This is a genomic window from Saccharothrix saharensis (assembly GCF_006716745.1).
In the GTDB taxonomy this organism is placed as follows: Bacteria; Actinomycetota; Actinomycetes; order Mycobacteriales; family Pseudonocardiaceae; genus Actinosynnema; species Actinosynnema saharense.
In genome coordinates, this window is the sequence record NZ_VFPP01000001.1 from 7,981,651 (window position 1) to 8,001,776 (window position 20,126).

Genomic DNA, 20,126 nt, shown 5'->3' on the forward strand with positions numbered 1-20,126 from the left:
GCGGGCCGCGCACGGCCGGCCTCAGTCCATCGCCGCCCGCAACGACGCCGGCCGCATGTCCGTCCACACCTCGTCGACGTGCGCCGAGCACTCGTCCTTGGTGCCCTTGGTGCCCTCGAACCGCCAGCCGGCGGGCACGTCGTGGTGCGCGGGCCACAGCGAGTACTGGCCCTCGTCGTTGACCAGGACCTGGTAGGTGATGTCGTCCCTCATGCCTTCTTCTCCTCTTGTGACTTCGCGTACCCGCGCAGAGTCGGGCTCACCGTGACGAAAACCGTGATCAACGCAATGCCCGCCGCGCACACGAGCACGGCGGTGCGCGCCGACAGCGCTTGGGTCAGCACGCCGCCGACCAGCGGGCCGACCGCGCCCGCGCCGCCGACGACGACACCCATCACGCCGCTGAGCCTCCCGCGCAGCTCGTCGGGCGTGAGCAACAACTGGTGGGTGCCGATGGTGGTGTTGGCCGTCGGCGCCAGGAAGCTCATCAGCGCGAACAGCACCCCGAGCAGGTAGGGCGACTCCACCAGCAGGGCGCACGGCACCAGCACCGCGAGCACCCAGAACACCGACGCGATCGACCGGTGCGGGCCGAGCGCGTGGTGCAGCCGGGGCGCGGCCAGGGCGCCGAGCACCCCACCGACGCCGAGCATCGCCGCCATCACGCCGATCTCGGCCCCCGACGCGCCCCGGTCCTCCACCAGGACGATGACGACCACGTAGAACGCGGTGAAGAACAGGTTCAGCACCACCGCGCACAGGGCCGTCACCCGGATCTCGCGCCGGCTCCACACCCACCGCAGGCCCTCGCCGATCGAGCGCAGCAGGTGCGGGTGGGACTCGACCGGCGCGGACGGCGGCACCCGCAGGAACAGCAGCGCCACGAACGCCACCACGTGCGTGAGCATGTCCACCAGGAACGGCAGCCAGCGCGCCACGGCCAGCAGCACGCCGCCCAGCGCCGTCCCCGCCATCTGCCCCAACGACGACCGCGCGCTGTTCATCGCCACCGCGGTGGCCAGTTGCGAGTCCGGCACGAGCCGGGGCAGGCACGCGTCCTCGGCCGGTTCGAACAGCGCCCGGCACACGCCGAGCACCGCGGCGACCGCCATGACGTGCGGGACGGTGACCGCGTCGGCCAGCACCGCGGCCACGAGCCCGCCCAGGGTGAGCACCTGGGCGGCCTCGCAGCACAGCATGATCCGGCGGCGGTCCCACCGGTCGACCAGCGCGCCGGCCGGCAGCCCGACCAGGAGCTGCGCCGTGGCGTCCACGGTCAGCACCAGGCCGGACAGCACGGGCGAGTCGGTCAGGAACAGCACCAGCAGCGGCAGGGCCAGCATGGAGGCGCTGAACCCCACCTCGGCCAGCGCCTGGCCGCCCCACAGCAGCGTGTAGTTCCGGTTGCGGGCCAACGACGTCGTCACAGCGCACCCCGGCAGTCCGCGGCGATCGCCCGCAACGCGGCGGCGAAGTCGGCCGCCACCGCCCCGACCTCCGCCTCCGGGTGCGTGGACGGGTGGTAGTAGAAGGTGAAGCCCAACGTCTTCCCGGCCTCGCCGACCACGTCGAGCGCGTGGTCGCCGGCGTCGGCCGGGTCGTGGTCCGCGCCGACCGACGGCCGCACCGCCCGGTAGAGGCCGGTCGGCTCGTCCGCTCCCCCGGAGGACGGGCCCATGTCGAACTGGCCCAGGTAGTTGAACGACACCGCGGGCCGCCCGCCGTCGGGCACCAGGCCGTGCTGCCGCAGCGCCCCGTACCCGAACCCGTTGCCCGGCACGGCCCGCAACTGCCGCCGCACCGCCTTCACCCGGTCGCGCCACCCGCCGTCCGGCACCTCCAGCGTCACCGGGAACACGGTGGTGAACCAGCCGACGGTCCGGGAGAGGTCCACGTCGAGCACGTCCTCGCGCCCGTGGCCCTCCAGGTCGACCGCGACCCGCGGCGACCCCGTCCACCGGGACAGCGCCCACGCCAGCGCGGCCAGCAGCACGTCGTTGATCCGGGTCCGGTAGGCGGCGGGCGCGCCGCGCAGCAACGCCTCGGTGTCCGGCTCGGACAGCTCCACGGTCACCGCTTCCGGCGTGCCGCTCGGCGTCGGGAACGGCGGGAACGACTGCCGCCAGTGCTCGACCTCGTCGTCCAGCGCGCCGCCGAGCACGTGGGCCTCCAGCCGCCGCGACCACTCCTGGAACGAGGTGGTCTTGGCGCCCAGGTCCCCGCCCCGGTACGCGGTGTCCAGGTCGTCCAGCAGGATCCGCCACGACACCCCGTCGACCACCAGGTGGTGCGCGACGAGCAGCAGCAGCGGCCGGTCGTCCCCGGACGCGCGGAACAGCACCGCCTTGAACAGCGGCCCGGTCGCCAGGTCGAACGAGGCGTGCACCTCGTCGGCGACCTCCTCCAACCGGTCCGCGCCGTCCACGACGGTCAGCACGTCGACGTCGGACACGGGGTCGTTGTGCTGCCGCCACCCGCCGTCGACCCGCGTGAACCGCAGCCGCAAGGCGTCGTGGTGCGCCATCAGCACGCCCAACGCCCGCCGCAGCGCGGCCACGTCCACCGCCGGGTCCAGCTCCACCAGGTGCGACTGGTTGAAGTGGTGCGGGCCGCGCCGCCCGGAGGTGAGGAACCAGTGCTGGATCGGGGTCAGCGGCACGTCGCCCACCACCGCCGCCCGGTCGGCCGTCGACACGACCTCGACCGTGACGTGCGGCGCGAGCGAGGCGACGGTCTGGTGCACGAACAGGTCGCGGGTGCCGAACCGGTACCCGGCCTGCCGCGCCCGCGCCACGACCTGCATGCTCAGGATCGAGTCGCCGCCGAGGGTGAAGAAGTTGTCCTCCGCGCCGACCTTCGGCACGTTGAGCACGTCCGCCCACACCGCCGCCAGCGCTTCCTGCACCGGTCCGGACGGCGCGACGTACCCGGCGCCGACCAGCGCGCCGAAGTCCGGCTCGGGCAGCCGCGCCCGGTCCACCTTGCCGTTGGGGCTGATCGGCAGCGCGTCCACCGGCACGAACGCCGACGGCACCAGGTAGTCCGGCAGCGACTCGCCCAGGAACTCCCGCAGCTTCGCCACCTCGCCGACGACGTAGGCGACGAGCCGCTTGTGGCCCCGCGCGTCCGCCCGCGCCACCACGACCGCCTCGCGCACGTCGGGGTGCGCCAGCAGGGCCGTCTCGATCTCGCCGAGCTCGATCCGGAAGCCGCGGATCTTCACCTGCTCGTCGGCCCGGCCGACGAACTCCAGCACACCCCGCGAGGTCCACCGCACCACGTCGCCGGTGCGGTACATGCGCGACCCCGCCGGCCCGAACGGGTCGGCCAGGAACCGCGACGCGGTCAGCCCCGGCCGGTCCAGGTAGCCGCGGGCCAGGCCGACACCGGCGACGTACAGCTCGCCCGGCACCCCGATCGGCACGGGCCGCAGCTCGGCGTCGAGCACGTGCACCCGCGTCCCGGGGATCGGCCGGCCGATCGGCGGCGTGCCGCCGGGCTCCAGCGGCTCGCTCCACGACGTGACCACGGTGGACTCGGTGGGGCCGTAGGCGTTGATCATCCGCCGGCCGGGTGCCCACCGGCGCACGAGGTCCGCCGAGCACGCGTCGCCGCCGACGATCAGCGTGCGGAACGCGGGCAGCGCCGCGTCGGGCATGGTCGCCAGCGCGACCGGCGGGATCAGGGCGTGCGTGACGCCGAACGCCTCGATCACCTCGGCGAGCTGGTCGCCCAGCAGCGGACCGGGCGGTGGCACGACGAGCGCCGCGCCCGCGGGCCACGCCATGCACAGCTCCAGCACCGAGGCGTCGAAGCTGGGGGAGGAGAACTCCAGCACCCGGTCGCCCGGCGACACCCCGAAGTGCGCGACCTCGGCCGCCGAGAACGTGGCCAGCCCGGCGTGCGACACCACCACGCCCTTCGGCCGGCCGGTCGACCCGGACGTGTAGATCACGTACGCCGGGTGCTCCGGCCGCACCGCCACACCGGGATTCGTGTCGGGCTGCCCGGACACGTCCACCGGGCCGTCCAGCACGACCAGCGGCCGGGCGTCGTCGAGCATGAAAGCGATCCGCTCGGCCGGGTACTCCGGGTCGACCGGCAGGAACGCCGCGCCCGCCTTGAGCACCGCGAGTTCCGCCACCAGCAGGTCGGCCGAGCGGGGCAGCCGCAGCGCGACGATCCGCTCCGGTCCCGCGCCCAGCCCGACCAGGTGGTGCGCCAACCGGTTCGCGCGGGCGTTCAGCTCGGCGTAGGTCACGTCCGCCGCGCCGGTGAGCGCCACCGCGTCCGGCGTGCGCGCGACCTGCGCCTCCACCAGCTCCACGAACCCGGGTCCGGTGGCGGCCGGTCCGGTGTCGCCCCACGCCGCCAGCAGCTCCCGCTCCGCCTCGGGCAGCACGGGCAGCGCCCACAGCGGGCGGTCGGCGTCGGCCGCGATGCCGGCCAGCAGCTCGCCCAGGTGCGCGACCAGCCGCTCGACCGTGCCCGCGTCGAACAGGTCGGTGTTGTACTCGACCGACCCGTGCAGCCCGCCGTCGTCGGTCTCGGTGAACTCCAGCGTCACGTCGAAGCTGCTGCTCACCGTCGGCTGCGCCACGTCCTGCGCGACCACGCCGGGGAAGCCCGGCGCCTGCGGCGCGTTCTGCAGCGCCACCACGGCCTGGAACAGCGGCGTGCGACTGGTGTCGCGGTCGGGCTGCACCGCGTCGACCACCCGCTCGAACGGCACGTCCTGGTGCGCGAACGCGTCCAGCACGGTCGCGCGGGTGCGGGCCAGGAACTCCGGGAACGTCGCCGACGGCTCGATCCGCGCCCGCAGCGCGACCGTGTTGACGAAGAACCCGACCAGGTCCTGCGTCTCCGGCCGGTCCCGCCCGGACGCCACCGTGCCGACCGCGAAGTCGTCCTGCCCGGACCACCGGTGCAGCAGCACCTCGCAGGCGGCCACCAACGCCATGAACAGCGTGCCGTCCACGGCCCGGGCCAGCTCCCGGAGCCGCCGCGCCACCGCGGGCGGCACCGCGAACTCCGCCTGCGCGCCCGCCGTCGTCTGCACGGGCGGCCGGGGCCGGTCGGTCGGCAGCTCCAGCGCGGGCACCGCGGCGAGCTGGTCGCGCCAGTACTCGAGCTGCGCGTCCAGCGGCCGCTCGCGCTGCCAGGCGGCGAAGTCGCCGTACCGGATGGGCAGCGGCGGCAGCTCCTCGCCGCCGTACAGCGCGGCCAGGTCGGACATCAGCACCCCGCCGGACCAGCCGTCGGTGACGATGTGGTGCATCGTCAGCGCCAGCACGTGGTCGTCGGGGCCGCACCGCACCAGCGCCGGCCGGAACAGCGGACCCTCGGCCAGGTCGAACGGCTCCGGCACGGGCAGCGCGTCGACCACCGGCAGCGCCACGTCCGCGGCCGGCCGCACCACCGCCACCGGCAGCCCGTCCACCGCCGGGAACGTGGTCCGCAACGCCTCGTGCCGCTCGACCAGAGCGGTCAGCGCCCGCTCCAGCCGCGGCACGTCCAGCGCGCCGCGCAGCCGCACGGCCAGCGGCGTCACGTACTCCGTGCCGCCGGGCTGGAACTGGTCCAGGAACCACAGCCGCTGCTGCGCGAACGACAGCGGCCCGTCACCGTCGACCCGCGTGATCGCGCCGTCCCCGGCGTCCGATCCCCCGGGCGAGGACCCGGACAGCCGGGCCGCGAGCGCCGCCACGGTCGGGTGGTCGAACAGGTCGCGCGGCGAGACGTCGAACGACGACCGCAGCCGCGACACCACCCGGATGCTGGAGATCGAGTCGCCGCCGAGGGTGAAGAAGTTGTCCTCGGCGCCCACCTCGGCCAGCCCGAGCACGTCCGCCCACACCCGCGCCACGAGCCGTTCGGCCTCGGTGCGCGGCGCGACGAACCCGCCCGCCGCCGACGCCTCGCGCTCCGGCGCGGGCAGCGCCGCCCGGTCCAGCTTGCCGTTGGCGTTGAGCGGCAACCGCTCCAGCGCCACGTACGCGGTCGGCACCATGTAATCGGGCAGCGACCGCTCGACGTGCTCGCGCAGCCCCGCGGCGTCGGCCGCCCCGGCGGGCACGTAGTAGGCGACCAGCCGGTCCTCCCGCACGATCACCGCGACCTGCGCCACGGCGTCGTGCGCGGCGAGCACCGCCTCGATCTCGCCCAGCTCGATGCGGAACCCGCGGATCTTCACCTGCTGGTCCGCGCGGCCGAAGTACTCCAGCCGGCCGTCCACCCACCGCGCCAGGTCGCCGGTGCGGTACATCCGCGTACCGGGCGCGCCGAACGGGTCGGCGGGGAACCGCTGCGCGGTCAGGCCGGGCCGGCCGAGGTAGCCGCGCGCCACGCCGGGACCGGCCACGAACATCTCGCCGACCACGCCGGGCGCGACCGGTTGCAGCTCGTCGTCCAGCACGTAGACGCGCAGGTCGGGGATGGGCACGCCGATCGAGCCGTCGGCGTGCGTCCACGTCACGTGGACGGTGGTCTCGGTGATCCCGTACATGTTGACCAACGCGCCGGTGCCGCGCCACGCGGACAGCTTGCGCACGTCCAGCGCCTCGCCGCCGAAGATCACGTACCGGACGTCGAGGTCGGGCGCCTCCTCCAGCAGCTGGTAGAACGCCGACGGCGTCTGGTTGAGCACCGTGACGCCCTCGTCGGCCACCAGGCGGGCGAACTCGCGCGGCGACCGCGACACCTCGTGCGGCACCACGACCAGCCGGCCGCCGCGCAGCAGCGGGCCCCACAGCTCCCACACCGAGAAGTCGAACGCGTAGCTGTGGAACAACGTCCACACGTCGTCCGGCCCGAAGCCGAACCAGTGGTCGGTCGCGGTGAACAGCCGCACCACGTTCGAGTGCGGCACCACGACGCCCTTGGGGCGGCCCGTCGAACCGGAGGTGTAGATCACGTACGCGGTGTTCTCCGGCCGCAGCGGCACGTCCGGCGCGTGCGCCGGCATCCCGGACAGGTCGGGCAGCGCCTCCAGCGTCACCGCGGGCCGGGCGTCCTCGATCATGTGCGCGACCCGGTCCGCCGGGTACGACAGGTCCAGCGGCAGGTAGGCCGCGCCCGCCTTCAGCACGCCCAGCACCGCCACCACGAGGTCCGGCGAGCGCGGGAACCGCAACGCCACCAGCGACTCCGGTCCCGCGCCTCGCGCGACCAGGTGGTGCGCCAACCGGTTGGACCGCTCGTCCAGCTCGCGGTAGGTGAGGCTCCCGCCCCCGCACGTGACCGCCACCGCGTCCGGCGTGCGCGCCGCCTGGGCGGCGAACAGCGACGGGACGGTGTCCTCGACCACCGCGCCGGACGACGTGCCGTTCCACGTCACCAGCACCCGGTCGCGGTCCTCGTCGGACAGCCACGGCAGCTCGAACACCCGCCGGCGGGGGTCCGCGCCGATCGCGTCGAGCAGCCGGGCCAACCGGTCGCCGAGCGTGGCGATCGTGCCCGCGTCGAACAGCCGCGGGTCGTAGGTCAGCTCCACGTGCAACGCCTCGTCCACGTGCGCGCGGACCGCGAGGGGGTACGACGTGGTGTCCAGGCCGTCCACCTCGCCGATGCCGGGCGCGCCGTCCGGCGCGTCCTTCTCCACCGGGTAGTTCTCGAACGCCAGCAGGCTGTCGAACAGCCGCCCGCCGGCCCAGTTCTGCACCTGCGCCAACGACACGTGCTCGTACTGCCGCGCCTCGGTCTGCGAGTCCTGCACCCGGCGCAGCCAGTCGACCACCTCGGCGTCGGACTCCACGGACACCCTGGTGGGCACGGTGTTGATGAACATGCCGACGATCGTCTCGACGCCGGGCAGCTCGGCCGGGCGGCCGGACACCGTGCTGCCGAACACCACGTCCCGCTGCCCCGAGGTGCGGGCCAGCAGCAGCGCCCACGCGCCCTGCACCAGCGTGTTCACCGTGAGGCCGTGCGCGCGGGCGACCGCGTCCAGCCGGTCGGCGGGCAGGTCCAGCACGACCTGCGCGGACGACTCGGCGCGGTGCGCCTCGGCGGGCGGCCGGTCGAACGGCAGCGGGGTGGGCGTCTCGAACCCGGACACCACGCCCCGCCAGTAGGCCTCCGCGGCCGCCTGGTCGACCTCGGCGAGCCAGGCCAGGTAGTCGCGGAACGGCCGCCGCGCCGGGGCCGGGCCGCCCGCGTACTCGGCCAGCACCTCGCCGAACACCTGCGCCGTGCTCCAGCCGTCGAGCAGCAGGTGGTGCGAGGTCCACAGCAGGTCGACCTCGGTGTCCGACGCGCGCCCGACCGCCAGCCGCATCAGGGGCGCGGTGGTCAGGTCGACGCCCGCGGCGGCGTCGGCCGCCACCAGCTCGTCGGTGACGTCGGCGAAGGTCACCGGCACGGTCACGCCGCGCCGCACCACCTGCACCGGCTCGTCCAAGCCCTCCCACACGACCTCGGTGCGCAGGACGGGCGTCCGGTCGACCACCCGCTGCCACGCCCGCGCGAACCGCCCCGGGTCGTCCACACCGGACAGTCGCACCCGCACCTGGTTGACGTAAGCCGTGCCGTCGTCCATCAGGCTGTGGAACACCATGCCCGCCTGCAACGGCGTGAGCGGGTAGACGTCCTCGACGTCCCGGTCGGCGATCCGGTCCACCTGCTCGGCGGTGAGCCGTGCCAGCGGGAAGTCCGACGGCGTGCGGCCCCAGGCGTCGGGGCGGGCGCAGTACGCGACGATCCCGCGCAGCGCGTCGGTCATCCGGTCGGCCAGCGCCCGCACCGCGACCTCGTCGTGCGCCTCGGTCGAGTACTCCCACTCCAGCACCAGCTCGCCCGCCGACACGGCGGCGGTGATGTCGAGCAGGTTCGGCCGGGTGGCGTCGTCGGGCACCTCACGGCCGTGGTCGACGTCGGGGCCTTCGTCGTCGTACCGGCCCAGGTAGTTGAAGCACACGCGCGGCAACGCGCCCGTGACGCCGCGGTCGGAGTACTTGAGGGCTTCGTAGCCCAGCCCCTTGTCCGGGATGGCGCGCAACTGCTCCTTGACCGACTTCAGCGCGGCACCCCAATCGCCGTCCCCCGGCAGCTCCAGCGCGACCGGGAACTGCGCGGTGAACCAGCCGACCGTGCGGGACAGGTCCACGCCGTCGAGGATCTCCTCCCGGCCGTGGCCCTCCAGCGCCACCAGCGCCCGCCCGGCGAACGCCGAGGTCAGCGCGGTCAGCAGCACGTCGTTGACCTGCGTGCGGTAGGCGTCGGGCACGGCGTGCAGCAGGGCGTCGGTGTCGGCGCGGCCCAGCCGCACCGACACCGTCCGCGCGCTGCCCGCCGACGTCGGCACGGGCTCCTCCACCGGAACGGCGGCCCAGTGCGGCAGGGCGTGGTCGAACCGGCCCTCGCGCACGTGCCGGTCGAGCCGGTGCGCCCAGTCGGTGAACGCGGTGCTCCTCGGCCCGAGGTCGCGGCCGGCGAGCGCGTGCTCCAGGTCCTCCAGCACGATCCGCCACGACACCGCGTCCACCACCAGGTGGTGGGCGGTGACGAACAGCCTGCCGTCGTCGAACAGCACCGCGCGCAGCAACGGGCCGTGCCGCAGGTCCAGGCTCGTGCGGGCCAGGTGCGCTTCGGCGGCGAGGTCGCCCGAGGCGACCCGGAACACCTCGGCGGTCTCCGCCTGCGCCACCTCCTGCCACCAGACGCCGTCGACCTGAGTGAACCGCAGCCGCAGGGCGTCGTGGTGCGCGACCACGGCCCGCACGGCGTCGCGCACCGCGGCCGGCTCGACGTCGCCGAGCTCCACCACGACGGACATGGTGAAGTGCGCCAGCGGGCCGTGCTCGGCGAAGAACCAGCGCTGGATGGGGGTCAGCGGCGCGGGCCCGGTCACGGTCCGGTGCGCCGCCGGGGTGTCGTCGGTGACGGCGAGGGCGAGGTCGGCGACGGTCTGGCGCAGGAACACGTCCTTGGACGTGAGCTTCAGCCCGGCCTGCCGCGCCCGCGACACGACCTGCATGCTCAGGATCGAGTCGCCGCCCAGGGCGAAGAAGTTGTCCCGCGCGCCGACCCGGTCGACGCCGAGCACCTCGGCCCAGATGTCGGCGAGCACGGCCGCGACACCGGGCTCCGGCGCCACGTACCCGGCCTCGGTGAAGGTCGGCGCGGGCAGCGCCCGCCGGTCCACCTTGCCCGCCGGCGTCACCGGCAACGCCTCCAGCGCCACGAACGCCGACGGCACCAGGTAGTCGGGCAGCCGCTGCCTGAGCCAGCCGGTCAGGTCGTCGGCCGTGCCGACGGTGTAGGCGACGAGCCGCCGGTGGCCGTGGTGCTCGCGGACCACCACGGCGGCCTGCACCACCTCCGGGTGCCGCAGCAGCGCCGCCTCCACCTCGCCGAGCTCGACGCGGAAGCCGCGGATCTTCACCTGGTCGTCGTTGCGGCCCAGGTACTCCAGTCGATCGCCGATCCACCGCACGCGGTCGCCGGTGCGGTACATGCGCGCGCCCGGCTCGCCGAACGGGTCCGGGAGGAACCGCTGCGCGGTCAGCCCCGGGCGGTCGTGGTAGCCGCGGGACACCTGCGCGCCGGCGAGGAACAGCTCACCCGGCACGCCGACCGGCACCGGCCGCAGGTCCTCGTCCAGCACGTGCGCGACGAGGTTGCCCAGCGGGCGCCCGATCAGCGGGCGGTCGCCGGTGACGACGGTGGACACCGCGTCCACCGTCACCTCGGTGGGGCCGTAGAAGTTGTGCGCGGTGACCCCGGACTCGACCAGGGCCCGCCACAGCGGCCCCGGCAGCGCTTCGCCGCCGAGCAGCAGGTGCCTCGGCGCGTGCTCGCCGTCGAGCAGCCCGAGCGGGAGGAGCTGCGCGGCGTGTGACGGGGTCAGGTCGAGCAGGTCGATCCGGTGCTCCCGGACGTGCTCGACCAGCCCGTGCGACTCGAGCCGGACGTCGTCGGTCAGCACGTGCAGCTCGTGGCCGGCGGCCATGAACAGCAGCTCTTCCCACGACGTGTCGAACGAGAACACGGCGGTCAGCGCGACCCGCATGGGCGGCTCGCCTTCGAACGCCCGGTGGTGGTTGTGCATCAGGTTGGTCAGTTGCCGGTGCTCGACCACGACGCCCTTGGGCACGCCGGTCGAGCCGGACGTGTAGATGACGTAGGCGGCCTGGTCCGGCCGCACGACCACGTCCGGTCGCGTGCCGAGGCAGGCGGACAGGTCGGGCACCTCGTCCAGCACCAGCGCCGGGCGGGCGTCGCGGAGCAGGAAGTCGATCCGCTCGGGCGGCAGGTCCCGGTCCACCGGCAGGTACACCGCGCCCGCCTTGTGCACGGCCAGGATCGCCACCACGGAGTCGGCCGAGCGCGGCAGCGTCACCGCGACCACCCGCTCCGGGCCCGCGCCGTGTGCCAGCAGGTGGTGCGCGAGCCGGTTGGCCCGCGCGTCGGCCTCGGCGAACGTGAGCCGCGTGCCGCCGCACACCACCGCGCCCGCGTCGGGCGTGAGCCGAGCCCGCGCCTCGAACGCCTCGGCGAACGTGACCTCCGGGACCTCCAGCCGCACGCCGTGGCCGTCCGGCTCGTCGCCCAGCAGCAACGGCACCTCGACCAGCGGCCGGTCCGGTGCCGCGGTGACGCCCTCCAGCAGGGCGACCAGGTGCCGGGCCATCCGGTCGATCGTGCCGGCGTCGAACAGGTCGGTGCTGTACTCGACCGCGCCGCGCAGCTCGCCGTCCTCCTCGCCGAACTCGAACGTGACGTCGCACAGCGAGGTCAGCAGCGGCAGGCCCACCTCCGCCACGTCCAGTCCGGGCAGGACGGGCACGTCGGCCCCGAAGTTCTGCATCAGCACCATGGCGTCGAACACCGGGTTGCGGCTCGGGTCGCGGTCCGGGTTGACCGCCTCCACCACCCGCTCGAACGGCACGTCCTGGTGCGCGAAGCCGTCCCGCACGGTGTCCCGCACGGCGGCCAGCACCTCGGTGAACGAGCGCCGCAGGTCCACCGCGGACCGCAGCACGACGGTGTTGACGAACAAGCCGACCACGTCGTCCAGCTCGGCCCGGCCGCGCCCGGACACCGCCGTGCCGACCGCGATGTCGTCCTGCCCGGTGTAGCGGGCCAGCAGCACCTTCGTGGCCGTCAGCAACGTGGTGAACAGCGTGTCGCCGTGCTCGGCGGTCAACGCCGCGAGCGCCTCGGCGACCGGCGCCGGCACGGTGAACCCGTGCTTCGCGCCCGCCGTGCCGCGGACCGCCGGGCGCGGGCGGTCGGTCGGCAGCTCCAGCGGCGCCACGCCGGCCAGGCGCTCGGCCCAGTAGCCGACTTCGGGCTCCGGCAGCCACGCCGTGTAGTCCACGTACTGCGCGGCGAGCGGCGGCAGCTCCTCGCCCGCGTACAGCGCGCCGAGGTCGCGGGCCAGCACCCCGGTCGACCAGCCGTCGGTGACGATGTGGTGCAGCGTCAGCACGAGCACGTGCTCGTCGGGCGACACCCGCACCAGCCTGGTCCGCAGCAGCGGCCCCTCGCGCAGGTCGAACGGTGTGCCGACCTCTTCCCGCAGCACCGCCTCCCACGCGCTGTCCTCGACCGCGAGCGGCACCTCGTACGGCGCGTGCACGAGCTGCACGCCGTCGTCGAACGTCGTGCGCAGCGACTCGTGCCGGGCCACCAGGCCGTCGAGGGCGCGGCGCAGCGCGTCCAGGTCGAGCGGTCCGCGCAGGCGCAGCGCGGTGGGCGTGACGTACTCCGTGCCGCCGGGCTCGAACTGGTCGAGGAACCACAGCCGCCGCTGCGCGGGCGACTGCGGGTGGGTGAGCGGAGGGTGGACGCCATCGCGCGGGATCACCGGGATGGCGTCCACCGCATCCTGGCCGGAACCCGCCCCGGTGCTGATGGCGGAGGCGAGGCCGGACACCGTGGGGTGTTCGAACACCGCGCGCGGCGACAACTGCACGCCGAACGCCGCGCGCAACCGCGAGGTCACGCGGATGCTGAGGATCGAGTCGCCGCCGAGGCGGAAGAAGTCGTCGAGCGCGCCGACCCGGTCCAGCCCGAGGACGTCGGCCAGCACGTCGGCCACCACGCGCTCGGCGTCGGTGCGCGGCGCGACGAACCCGCCGGTCAGGTCGGGCTCGGGCAGCGCCCGCCGGTCGAGCTTGCCGCTGGGCGACAGCGGCAGGTCGTCGAGCACGACGACGGCCGACGGCACCAGGTAGTCGGGCAGCACGCGGGCCAGGGCGTCCCGGGCGTCGGTCTCCGGCGTGCCGGTGACGTACCCGATCAGCCGGTTGTCCCGGACCACCACGGCGGACTCCCGCACGCCGGGCACGTCCAGCAGGGCCGCTTCGACCTCGCCGGGCTCGATCCGGAACCCGCGCAGCTTGACCTGGTCGTCGGCCCGGCCCAGGTACTCCAACGTCCCGTCGGGCAACCACCGCACGCGGTCACCGGTGCGGTACATGCGGGCGCCGGGCGGCCCGAACGGGTCGGCCTGGAACCGCTGCGCGGTCAGGCCGGGCCGGCCCAGGTACCCGCGCGCCACCTGCGGGCCGCCCAGGAACAGCTCGCCGGGCACGCCGGGCGGCACCGGCCGCAGGTCGGCGTCGAGCACGTACGCCGACAGGTTGGCCAGCGGCCGCCCGATGACCGGCCGGTCGCCGACCACCGGCGTGGCCACCGCGTCGACCGTGACCTCGGTGGGGCCGTACTGGTTGAAACCCCGCACGGGGGAGGCGGCGACCTCGCGCCACAGCGCCGCGTCCACCGCCTCGCCGCCGAGCATGATCACGCGCAGCCCGGACTCCAGCAGCCCCGCCCGCACCAGCTGCCGCGCGTAGGACGGGGTGAGGTCGACCGTGCCGATGCCGTGCTCGGTGATGTACCGGACCAGCGCGGGCGGGTCGAGCCGCAGCTCCTCGTCGATGACGTGCAGCTCGTTGCCCGCGGCCAGGAACAGCAGGCCTTCCCACGACGTGTCGAACGAGAACGTGGCGGTGACCGCGAACCGGGTCGGTTCGCCCATCAGGGCGGCTTCGTTGGCGTGGTACAGGTTCGCCAGTTGCCGGTGCTCGACCACGACGCCCTTCGGCGTGCCGGTCGACCCGGACGTGTGGATCAGGTAGGCGGCCTGCTCGGGGCGCACCGCCACCTCGGGCGGGGTGTCCGGCAACCCGGTCAGGTCCGGCACGGTGTCGAGCACCGACGCCGGTCTCGCGTCGCGCAGCAGGAAGTCGATGCGCTCGGCGGGCAGCTCCGGGTCGATCGGCAGGTACACCGCGCCCGCCTTGAGCACGGCGAGCACGGCCACCACCAGGTCGGCCGAGCGGGGCAGCACGACGGCGACCGCGCGCTCCGGGCCCGCGCCGCGGGCGAGCAGGTGGTGCGCCAGCCGGTTCGTACGGGCGTCCAGCTCGGCGAACGTGTACGCGGTGCGGTCGCCGGCGCGGTCGTGGAACACCAGCGCGGTCGCACCCGGCGTGCGGCGGGCCTGGTCGGCGAACACCTCCGGGAACAGCCCCCGGGGCGCGTCCCGCCCGGTGCGGTTCCACTCCAACAGGACTTGGTGCCGTTCGGCGTCGGTCAGCCACGGCAGGTCCGCGACGCGCGTGGTCGGGTCGGCCGCGATGGCCCGGACCAGCGCGCGCAGCCACCCGGCCAGCCGCTCGGCGGTGGCGGTGTCGAACAGCTCGGGGTCGTAGGCCAGGTCGAGGTCGAGCCGGTCGGTCACCGACGCGCTCAACGTCAACGGCAGCGTGGTGTTGTCGACCGCGTCGACCTCGACCACGCGCGGCCCGGCACCGTCCCGCTCGTACGGGTAGTTCTCGAACACCACGACGGAGTCGAACAGCCTCGTCCCGACCCACGACTGGATCTCGGCCAGCGACGTGTGCTCGAACCGCCGCGACTCGCTCTGCGCCGCCTGGAAGTCGCGCAGCCACGCGCCCACCTCGGCCGTGCCGTCCACGACCGCCCGGGTCGGCACGGTGTTGATCAGCATGCCGATCATCGACTCGACACCGGGCAGCTCGGCCGGGCGGCCGGACACCGTGCTGCCGAACACCACGTCGGTCTCGCCGCTCGCGCGGGCCAGCAGCAACGCCCACGCGCCCTGCACGACCGTGTTGACGGTCAGGCCGGCGCGCTGCACGGCGTCACCGAGGTCCAGCGAGGACTTCACCGACGCCGACGCCTCCGACCGGTGCGCCCGCGTGGGCGCGCGGTCGAACGGCAGCGGTGTCGGTCCGTCCACGTCGGACAGCACGGTCCGCCAGTGCGCCTCGGCCGCGCCCTTGTCCTGCTCGGCCAGCCAGCGCAGGTAGTCGCGGAACGGCCGCCGCGCGGGCAGCCGGGCGGGTGTGCCGGTGGTGATCGCCCGGTACTGCTCCAGCACCTCGCCGAACACCTGCGCGGTGCTCCAGCCGTCCAGGATCACGTGGTGCGACGACCAGACCAGCTCGACCCGGTCCTCGCCCAACGGTGTCACGGCGACCCGCAGCAGGGGTGCGACACCGAGGTCGAACGGCGCGTCCACCGGCCCGCCGGGCAGCTCCACGTGCCGGTGCACGACCTGCACCGGCTCGGCGAGCCCGTCCCACGCCACGCTCGACCGCAGCACGGGCGTGCGGTCCACGACCCGCTGCCAGGCCTGGCGCAACGCCTCCGGGTCGCGCACGCCGTCGAGCACCAGCCGCATCCGGTCGACGTACGTGCCGGGCTCGACCAGGCTGTGGAACACCATGCCGGCCTGCAACGGCGTGAGCGGGAGGACGTCCTCCACGTCCGGCCCGGCGAGCGCGTCGACCTGCTCCTGGGTGAGGCGGGCGAGCGGGAAGTCCGACGGCGTGCGGCCCCCGACGCCGGGCCGCGCGCAGTGCGCCACGATCTCCCGCAACGCCTCCAGCGTCCGCTCGGCCAGCCGCCGCACGGTGTCCTCGTCGTGCACGTGCTCGGAGTACTGCCAGCTCAGCTCCAGCTCGCCGCGCTCGACCAGCCCGGTCACCTCGATCAGGTGGGTGCGCGGCGCGCCGGGCGGCACGTCCTCGCCGACCGCGTCGCGCCGGGCCCGGTAGAAACCGCCGTCGGCCACGTCGAACCGGCCGTGGTAGTTGAACGAGACCTGCGGCAGCGGACCGCCGCCCGGTCTCCCGACGTCCAGCGCCCCGAAGCTCAGCCCGCGGTGCGGGAGCGCGCGCAGCGCCTCCTTGACCGACTTCAGCGTCCGGCCCCACTCGTCGCCGACCGGCAGCACCACCGGGAACTGCGTGGTGAACCAGCCGACCGTGCGGGTCAGGTCCACGCCCGGCAGCAGTTCCTCGCGGCCGTGGCCCTCCAGCGTGACGCCGACCTCGTGCCGCCCGGTCCACTCCGCCAACGCCTTGCCGAGCGCGCTGAGCAGCACGTCGTTGACCTGCGTGCGGTACACCGGCGGCACGGCCGTCAGCACCGCGTCCGTGGTCGCCCGGTCCAGCCGCACCGACACCACGCGCGCCGACCCGGCGGTGTTCGCGCCGTCCCGGTCGACCGGCAGCGCCTCCGGCTCTGGCAGCGACTCCCAGTGCTCCCGCGCGCCGTCCAGCGCGCCGGACCGCACGTGCTCGTCCAGCCGGTGCGCCCACTGCGTGAACGACGTGCCGACCGGTTCCAGCGGCTCGCCCCGGTAGGCCTGCTCCAGGTCACCGAGCAGGACCCGCCACGACACGCCGTCCATCACCAGGTGGTGCACGGTCAGCAGCAGCTTCGGCCGCGCGCCGGGGAGGAACACCGCGCGCAGCACCGGCCCCGCGCCGAGGTCCAGGCCGCGTTGCGCGTCCCGCGCGACGGCCTCCACGTCGGCGTCGGCCGCCACCCGGAACACGTCGACCTCGGTGTCCGCGACGGTGTCCGCGACCTCCTGGACCCACCGCCCGTCGACCTCGCGGAACCGCAGCCGCAGCGCGTCGTGGTGACCGACGACGGTCCGCACGGCGGCGCGCAACGCCTCGGCGTCCGCCCCGGGCTCCAGCTCGACCAGCAGCGACATGGTGAAGTGCGGCAGCGGGCCGTACTCGGTGAAGAACCACCGCTGGATCGGCGTGAGCGGCGCCGGCCCGGTGAACACCGGCTCGACCGCGGTCCGGTCGGCCCGCGACACCACCAGCGCCAGCTCGGCCACGGTCTGGTGCCGGAACACGTCCCGCGAGGTCAGGTGCAGCCCGGCCTGGCGGGCCCGGGACACCAGCTGGATCGACAGGATCGAGTCGCCGCCCACGGCGAAGAAGTTGTCCTCGACGCCGATCCGCTCGGCCCCCAGCACCTCGGCCCAGATCCGGGCCAGCTCCGCCTCCACCGGCGTGCGGGGGGCGACGAAGTCGCCGCCGGCGACCGCCTGCGGCGCGGGCAGCGCGGCCCGGTCCAGCTTGCCGTTGGGCGTCAGCGGCAGCTGGTCCAGCTCGACGAACGCCGACGGGATCGCGTAGTCGGGCAACGTCTCGCGCAGGTGCGCCCGCAGGTCGGCGGCTCCGGTCGTCACCACGTACGCGACCAGCCGGGTGTGCCCGTTGTCGGTGCGGGCGACGACAGCGGCCGCGGTGACGTCCGGGTGGGTGGCGAGGGCGGCCTCGACCTCGCCCGGCTCGATGCGGAAGCCGCGGATCTTGACCTGGTCGTCGGTGCGGCCCAGGTACTCGACCGTGCCGTCGGCGGACCACCGCACCCGGTCGCCGGTGCGGTACATGCGCTCGCCGGGCCGGCCGAACGGGTCGGCCGGGAACCGCTCGGCGGTCAGACCGGGTCGGCCGAGGTAGCCGCGGGCCACCTGCGGCCCGGCGATGAACAGCTCACCGGGCACGCCCACCGGCAGCGGCCGCAGGTCGTCGTCCAGCACCCGGGCGGTCAGGTTGGCCAGCGGACGGCCGATCGTCGGGCGGTCGCCCGCGACCAGGCAGGACAGCGCGTCCACCGTGGTCTCGGTCGGCCCGTAGAAGTTGTGCGCGGCCACGTCGGCTTGGGCCAGCTCGCGCCACAGCGCCGGGCCCAGGGCCTCGCCGCCGAGCATGAGCACGCGGGGCCGGTGCTCGCCGTCGAGCAGCCCGACGGGCAGGAGCTGCCGCACGTAGGACGGGGTGAGGTCGAGGAAGTCGATCCGGTGCTCGCGCACGTACCGCACCAGCGCGGTGGGCTCCAGCCGCACCTCGTCGGTGAGCACGTGCAGCTCGTGGCCGTCGGCCATGAGCAGCGGGCCCTCCCACGACGTGTCGAACGAGAACACGGCCGACACCGCGACCCTCATGTGCTCGCGGGCGAAGTCGTCCCGGTGGTTGTGCAGGAGGTTCACGAGCTGCCGGTGCTCGACCACGACGCCCTTGGGCTTGCCGGTCGAGCCGGAGGTGTAGATGACGTAGGCCGCGAGGTCGGACCGCAGGGCCACGTCCGGCCGCGTGTCGGGCAGGTCCGAGCCGTCGACCGGGGCGTCGAGCACGAGCACGGCGCCGGAGTCCTCCAGCAGGTAGCGCCGGCGGGCCTCGGGCAGCCCCGGGTCGACCGGCAGGTACACCGCGCCCGCCTTCAGGATGCCCAGGATGCCGACCACCGAGTCGGTGCCGCGCGGCACCGACAGGGCGACGACCTGCTCCGGCCCGACGCCCTCGCGCAGCAGGTGGTGCGCGAGCCGGTTCGCCCGCGCGTCGACCTCGGCGAAGGTGAGCCGGGTGTCACCGCACACCAGCGCGGTCGCGTCCGGCGTGCGGCGGGCCTGCGCCTCGAACAGCGCCGGGAACGTGGTGTCCGGCACGGCGAGCGCCCGGCCGCGGCCGTCGGGCTCGTCGCCGAGCAGCAGCGGCAGCTCGGCCATCGCCCGGTGCGGGTCGGCGGTGATGCCCGCCAGCAGCGCGAGCAGGTGCCGCGCCATCCGGTCGACCGTGGCCGCGTCGAACAGCTCGGTGCTGTACTCGACCAGGCCGTGCAGGCCGTCGTCGGTCCGGGTGAAGTCGACGCTCAGGTCGAAGTTGGCCAGCTCGCGGCTGAGCGGGTGCTCCTCGACCCGCAGGCCGGGCAGCTCGGGCAGCGCGCGGCCCGCGTTCTGCAGGACGACCATCACGTCGAACAGCGGGGTGCGGCTCGGGTCGCGGGTCGCGCCCACCGCTTCCACCACCCGGTCGAACGGCACGTCGTCGTGCGCGAACGCGTCCAGCGCGGTGCGGTTGACCTCCGCCAGGAACTCGGTGAACGACCGCGAGGTGTCCACGGTGGACCGCAGTACCACGGTGCCGACCAGGAAGCCGACCAGCCCGGCCAGCTCGGGCCGGTTGCGCCCGCTGGTGACCGTGCCGACCGCGATGTCGTCCTGCCCGGTGTAGCGGGCCAGCAGCAGTTGGCACGCGGCGACCAGCGTGGTGAACAGGGTGGTCTCGTTCACCCGGGCCAGCTCGGCCAGGTCGCCCGCCAGCCGGGCGGGCACGGTGAACTCGTGCGTCGCGCCCGCCGACGTGCGCTCCGCGGGCCGCGGCCGGTCGGTGGGCAGGTCCAGCGGCACGACGCCGGCCAGCCGGTCGACCCAGAACCCGGTGTCCACCGGCCGGCCGCGCTGCCAGACGGCGTAGTCGGCGTACTGCAACGAGGGCTCGGGCAGGGTCTCGCCCCGGTACAGCGCGCCCAGCTCGTCCGCCAGCAGGCCGAGCGACCAGCCGTCCACCACGATGTGGTGCGAGGCCAGCAGCAGCACGTGCGCGTCGGCGGACTCGGTGCGCAGGGCGGCCCGGAACAGCGGGCCGCGCCGCAGGTCGAACGGCTCGTCCAGCACCTCGCGCAGGTCGTCGACGGCTTCCAGGTCGAGCTCGACGTCGTCGTGCACGACCTGCACCGGGCGGCCGTCGACCTGGTCGAAGGTGGTGCGCAGCGACTCGTGCCGGCGCACCAGCCCGCGCACGGCGTCGGTCAGCCGCGGCACGTCCAGCGCGCCGGTGAGCCGCAGCGCGGTCGCGCTGGTGTACTCGGTGCTGCCGGGCTGGAACTGGGCCAGGAACCACAGCCGCTGCTGGCCCGCCGACAGCGGCAGCGGCTCGTCGCGCGGCGCGGGCGGGATCACGTCGGCCCGCGGCGCGGCGCGGCCGGCCAGCCGCGCGCGCAGCTTCTCCCGGAGGTGCTCCGGCAACGCGGAGATGCGGTCGTTCTTGGACGTGGTCATGACG

General features: G+C 74.7%; 3 protein-coding genes. All 3 read right to left on the reverse strand.

What is annotated here, in order from left to right:
* Nucleotides 1-21: 21 nt before the first annotated feature.
* The 3 genes from FHX81_RS36385 to FHX81_RS36395 are packed head-to-tail and all read right to left on the reverse strand — an operon-like array spanning nucleotide 22 to nucleotide 20,122.
* On the reverse strand, nucleotides 22-213 hold the full coding sequence (locus FHX81_RS36385) for an MbtH family protein (RefSeq protein ID WP_053721198.1): 192 nt from the start codon (nucleotides 211-213) through the stop codon (nucleotides 22-24).
* A complete protein-coding gene (locus FHX81_RS36390) occupies nucleotides 210-1,427 on the reverse strand; it encodes an MFS transporter (RefSeq protein WP_141983013.1) in 1,218 nt (405 codons plus the stop codon). The genes FHX81_RS36385 and FHX81_RS36390 overlap by 4 nt, the downstream gene beginning before the upstream one ends.
* Nucleotides 1,424-20,122, reverse strand: coding sequence for a non-ribosomal peptide synthase/polyketide synthase (locus FHX81_RS36395; protein WP_141983014.1), 18,699 nt, complete (start codon nucleotides 20,120-20,122; stop codon nucleotides 1,424-1,426). The genes FHX81_RS36390 and FHX81_RS36395 overlap by 4 nt, the downstream gene beginning before the upstream one ends.
* Nucleotides 20,123-20,126: the final 4 nt, after the last annotated feature.

Excerpts from the sequence above, each read along its gene's own strand:
- FHX81_RS36395 (WP_141983014.1), bottom strand. The coding sequence starts at position 20,122 with ATGACCACGTCCAAGAACGACCGCATCTCCGCGTTGCCGGAGCACCTC.
- FHX81_RS36385 (WP_053721198.1), bottom strand. The coding sequence starts at position 213 with ATGAGGGACGACATCACCTACCAGGTCCTGGTCAACGACGAGGGCCAG.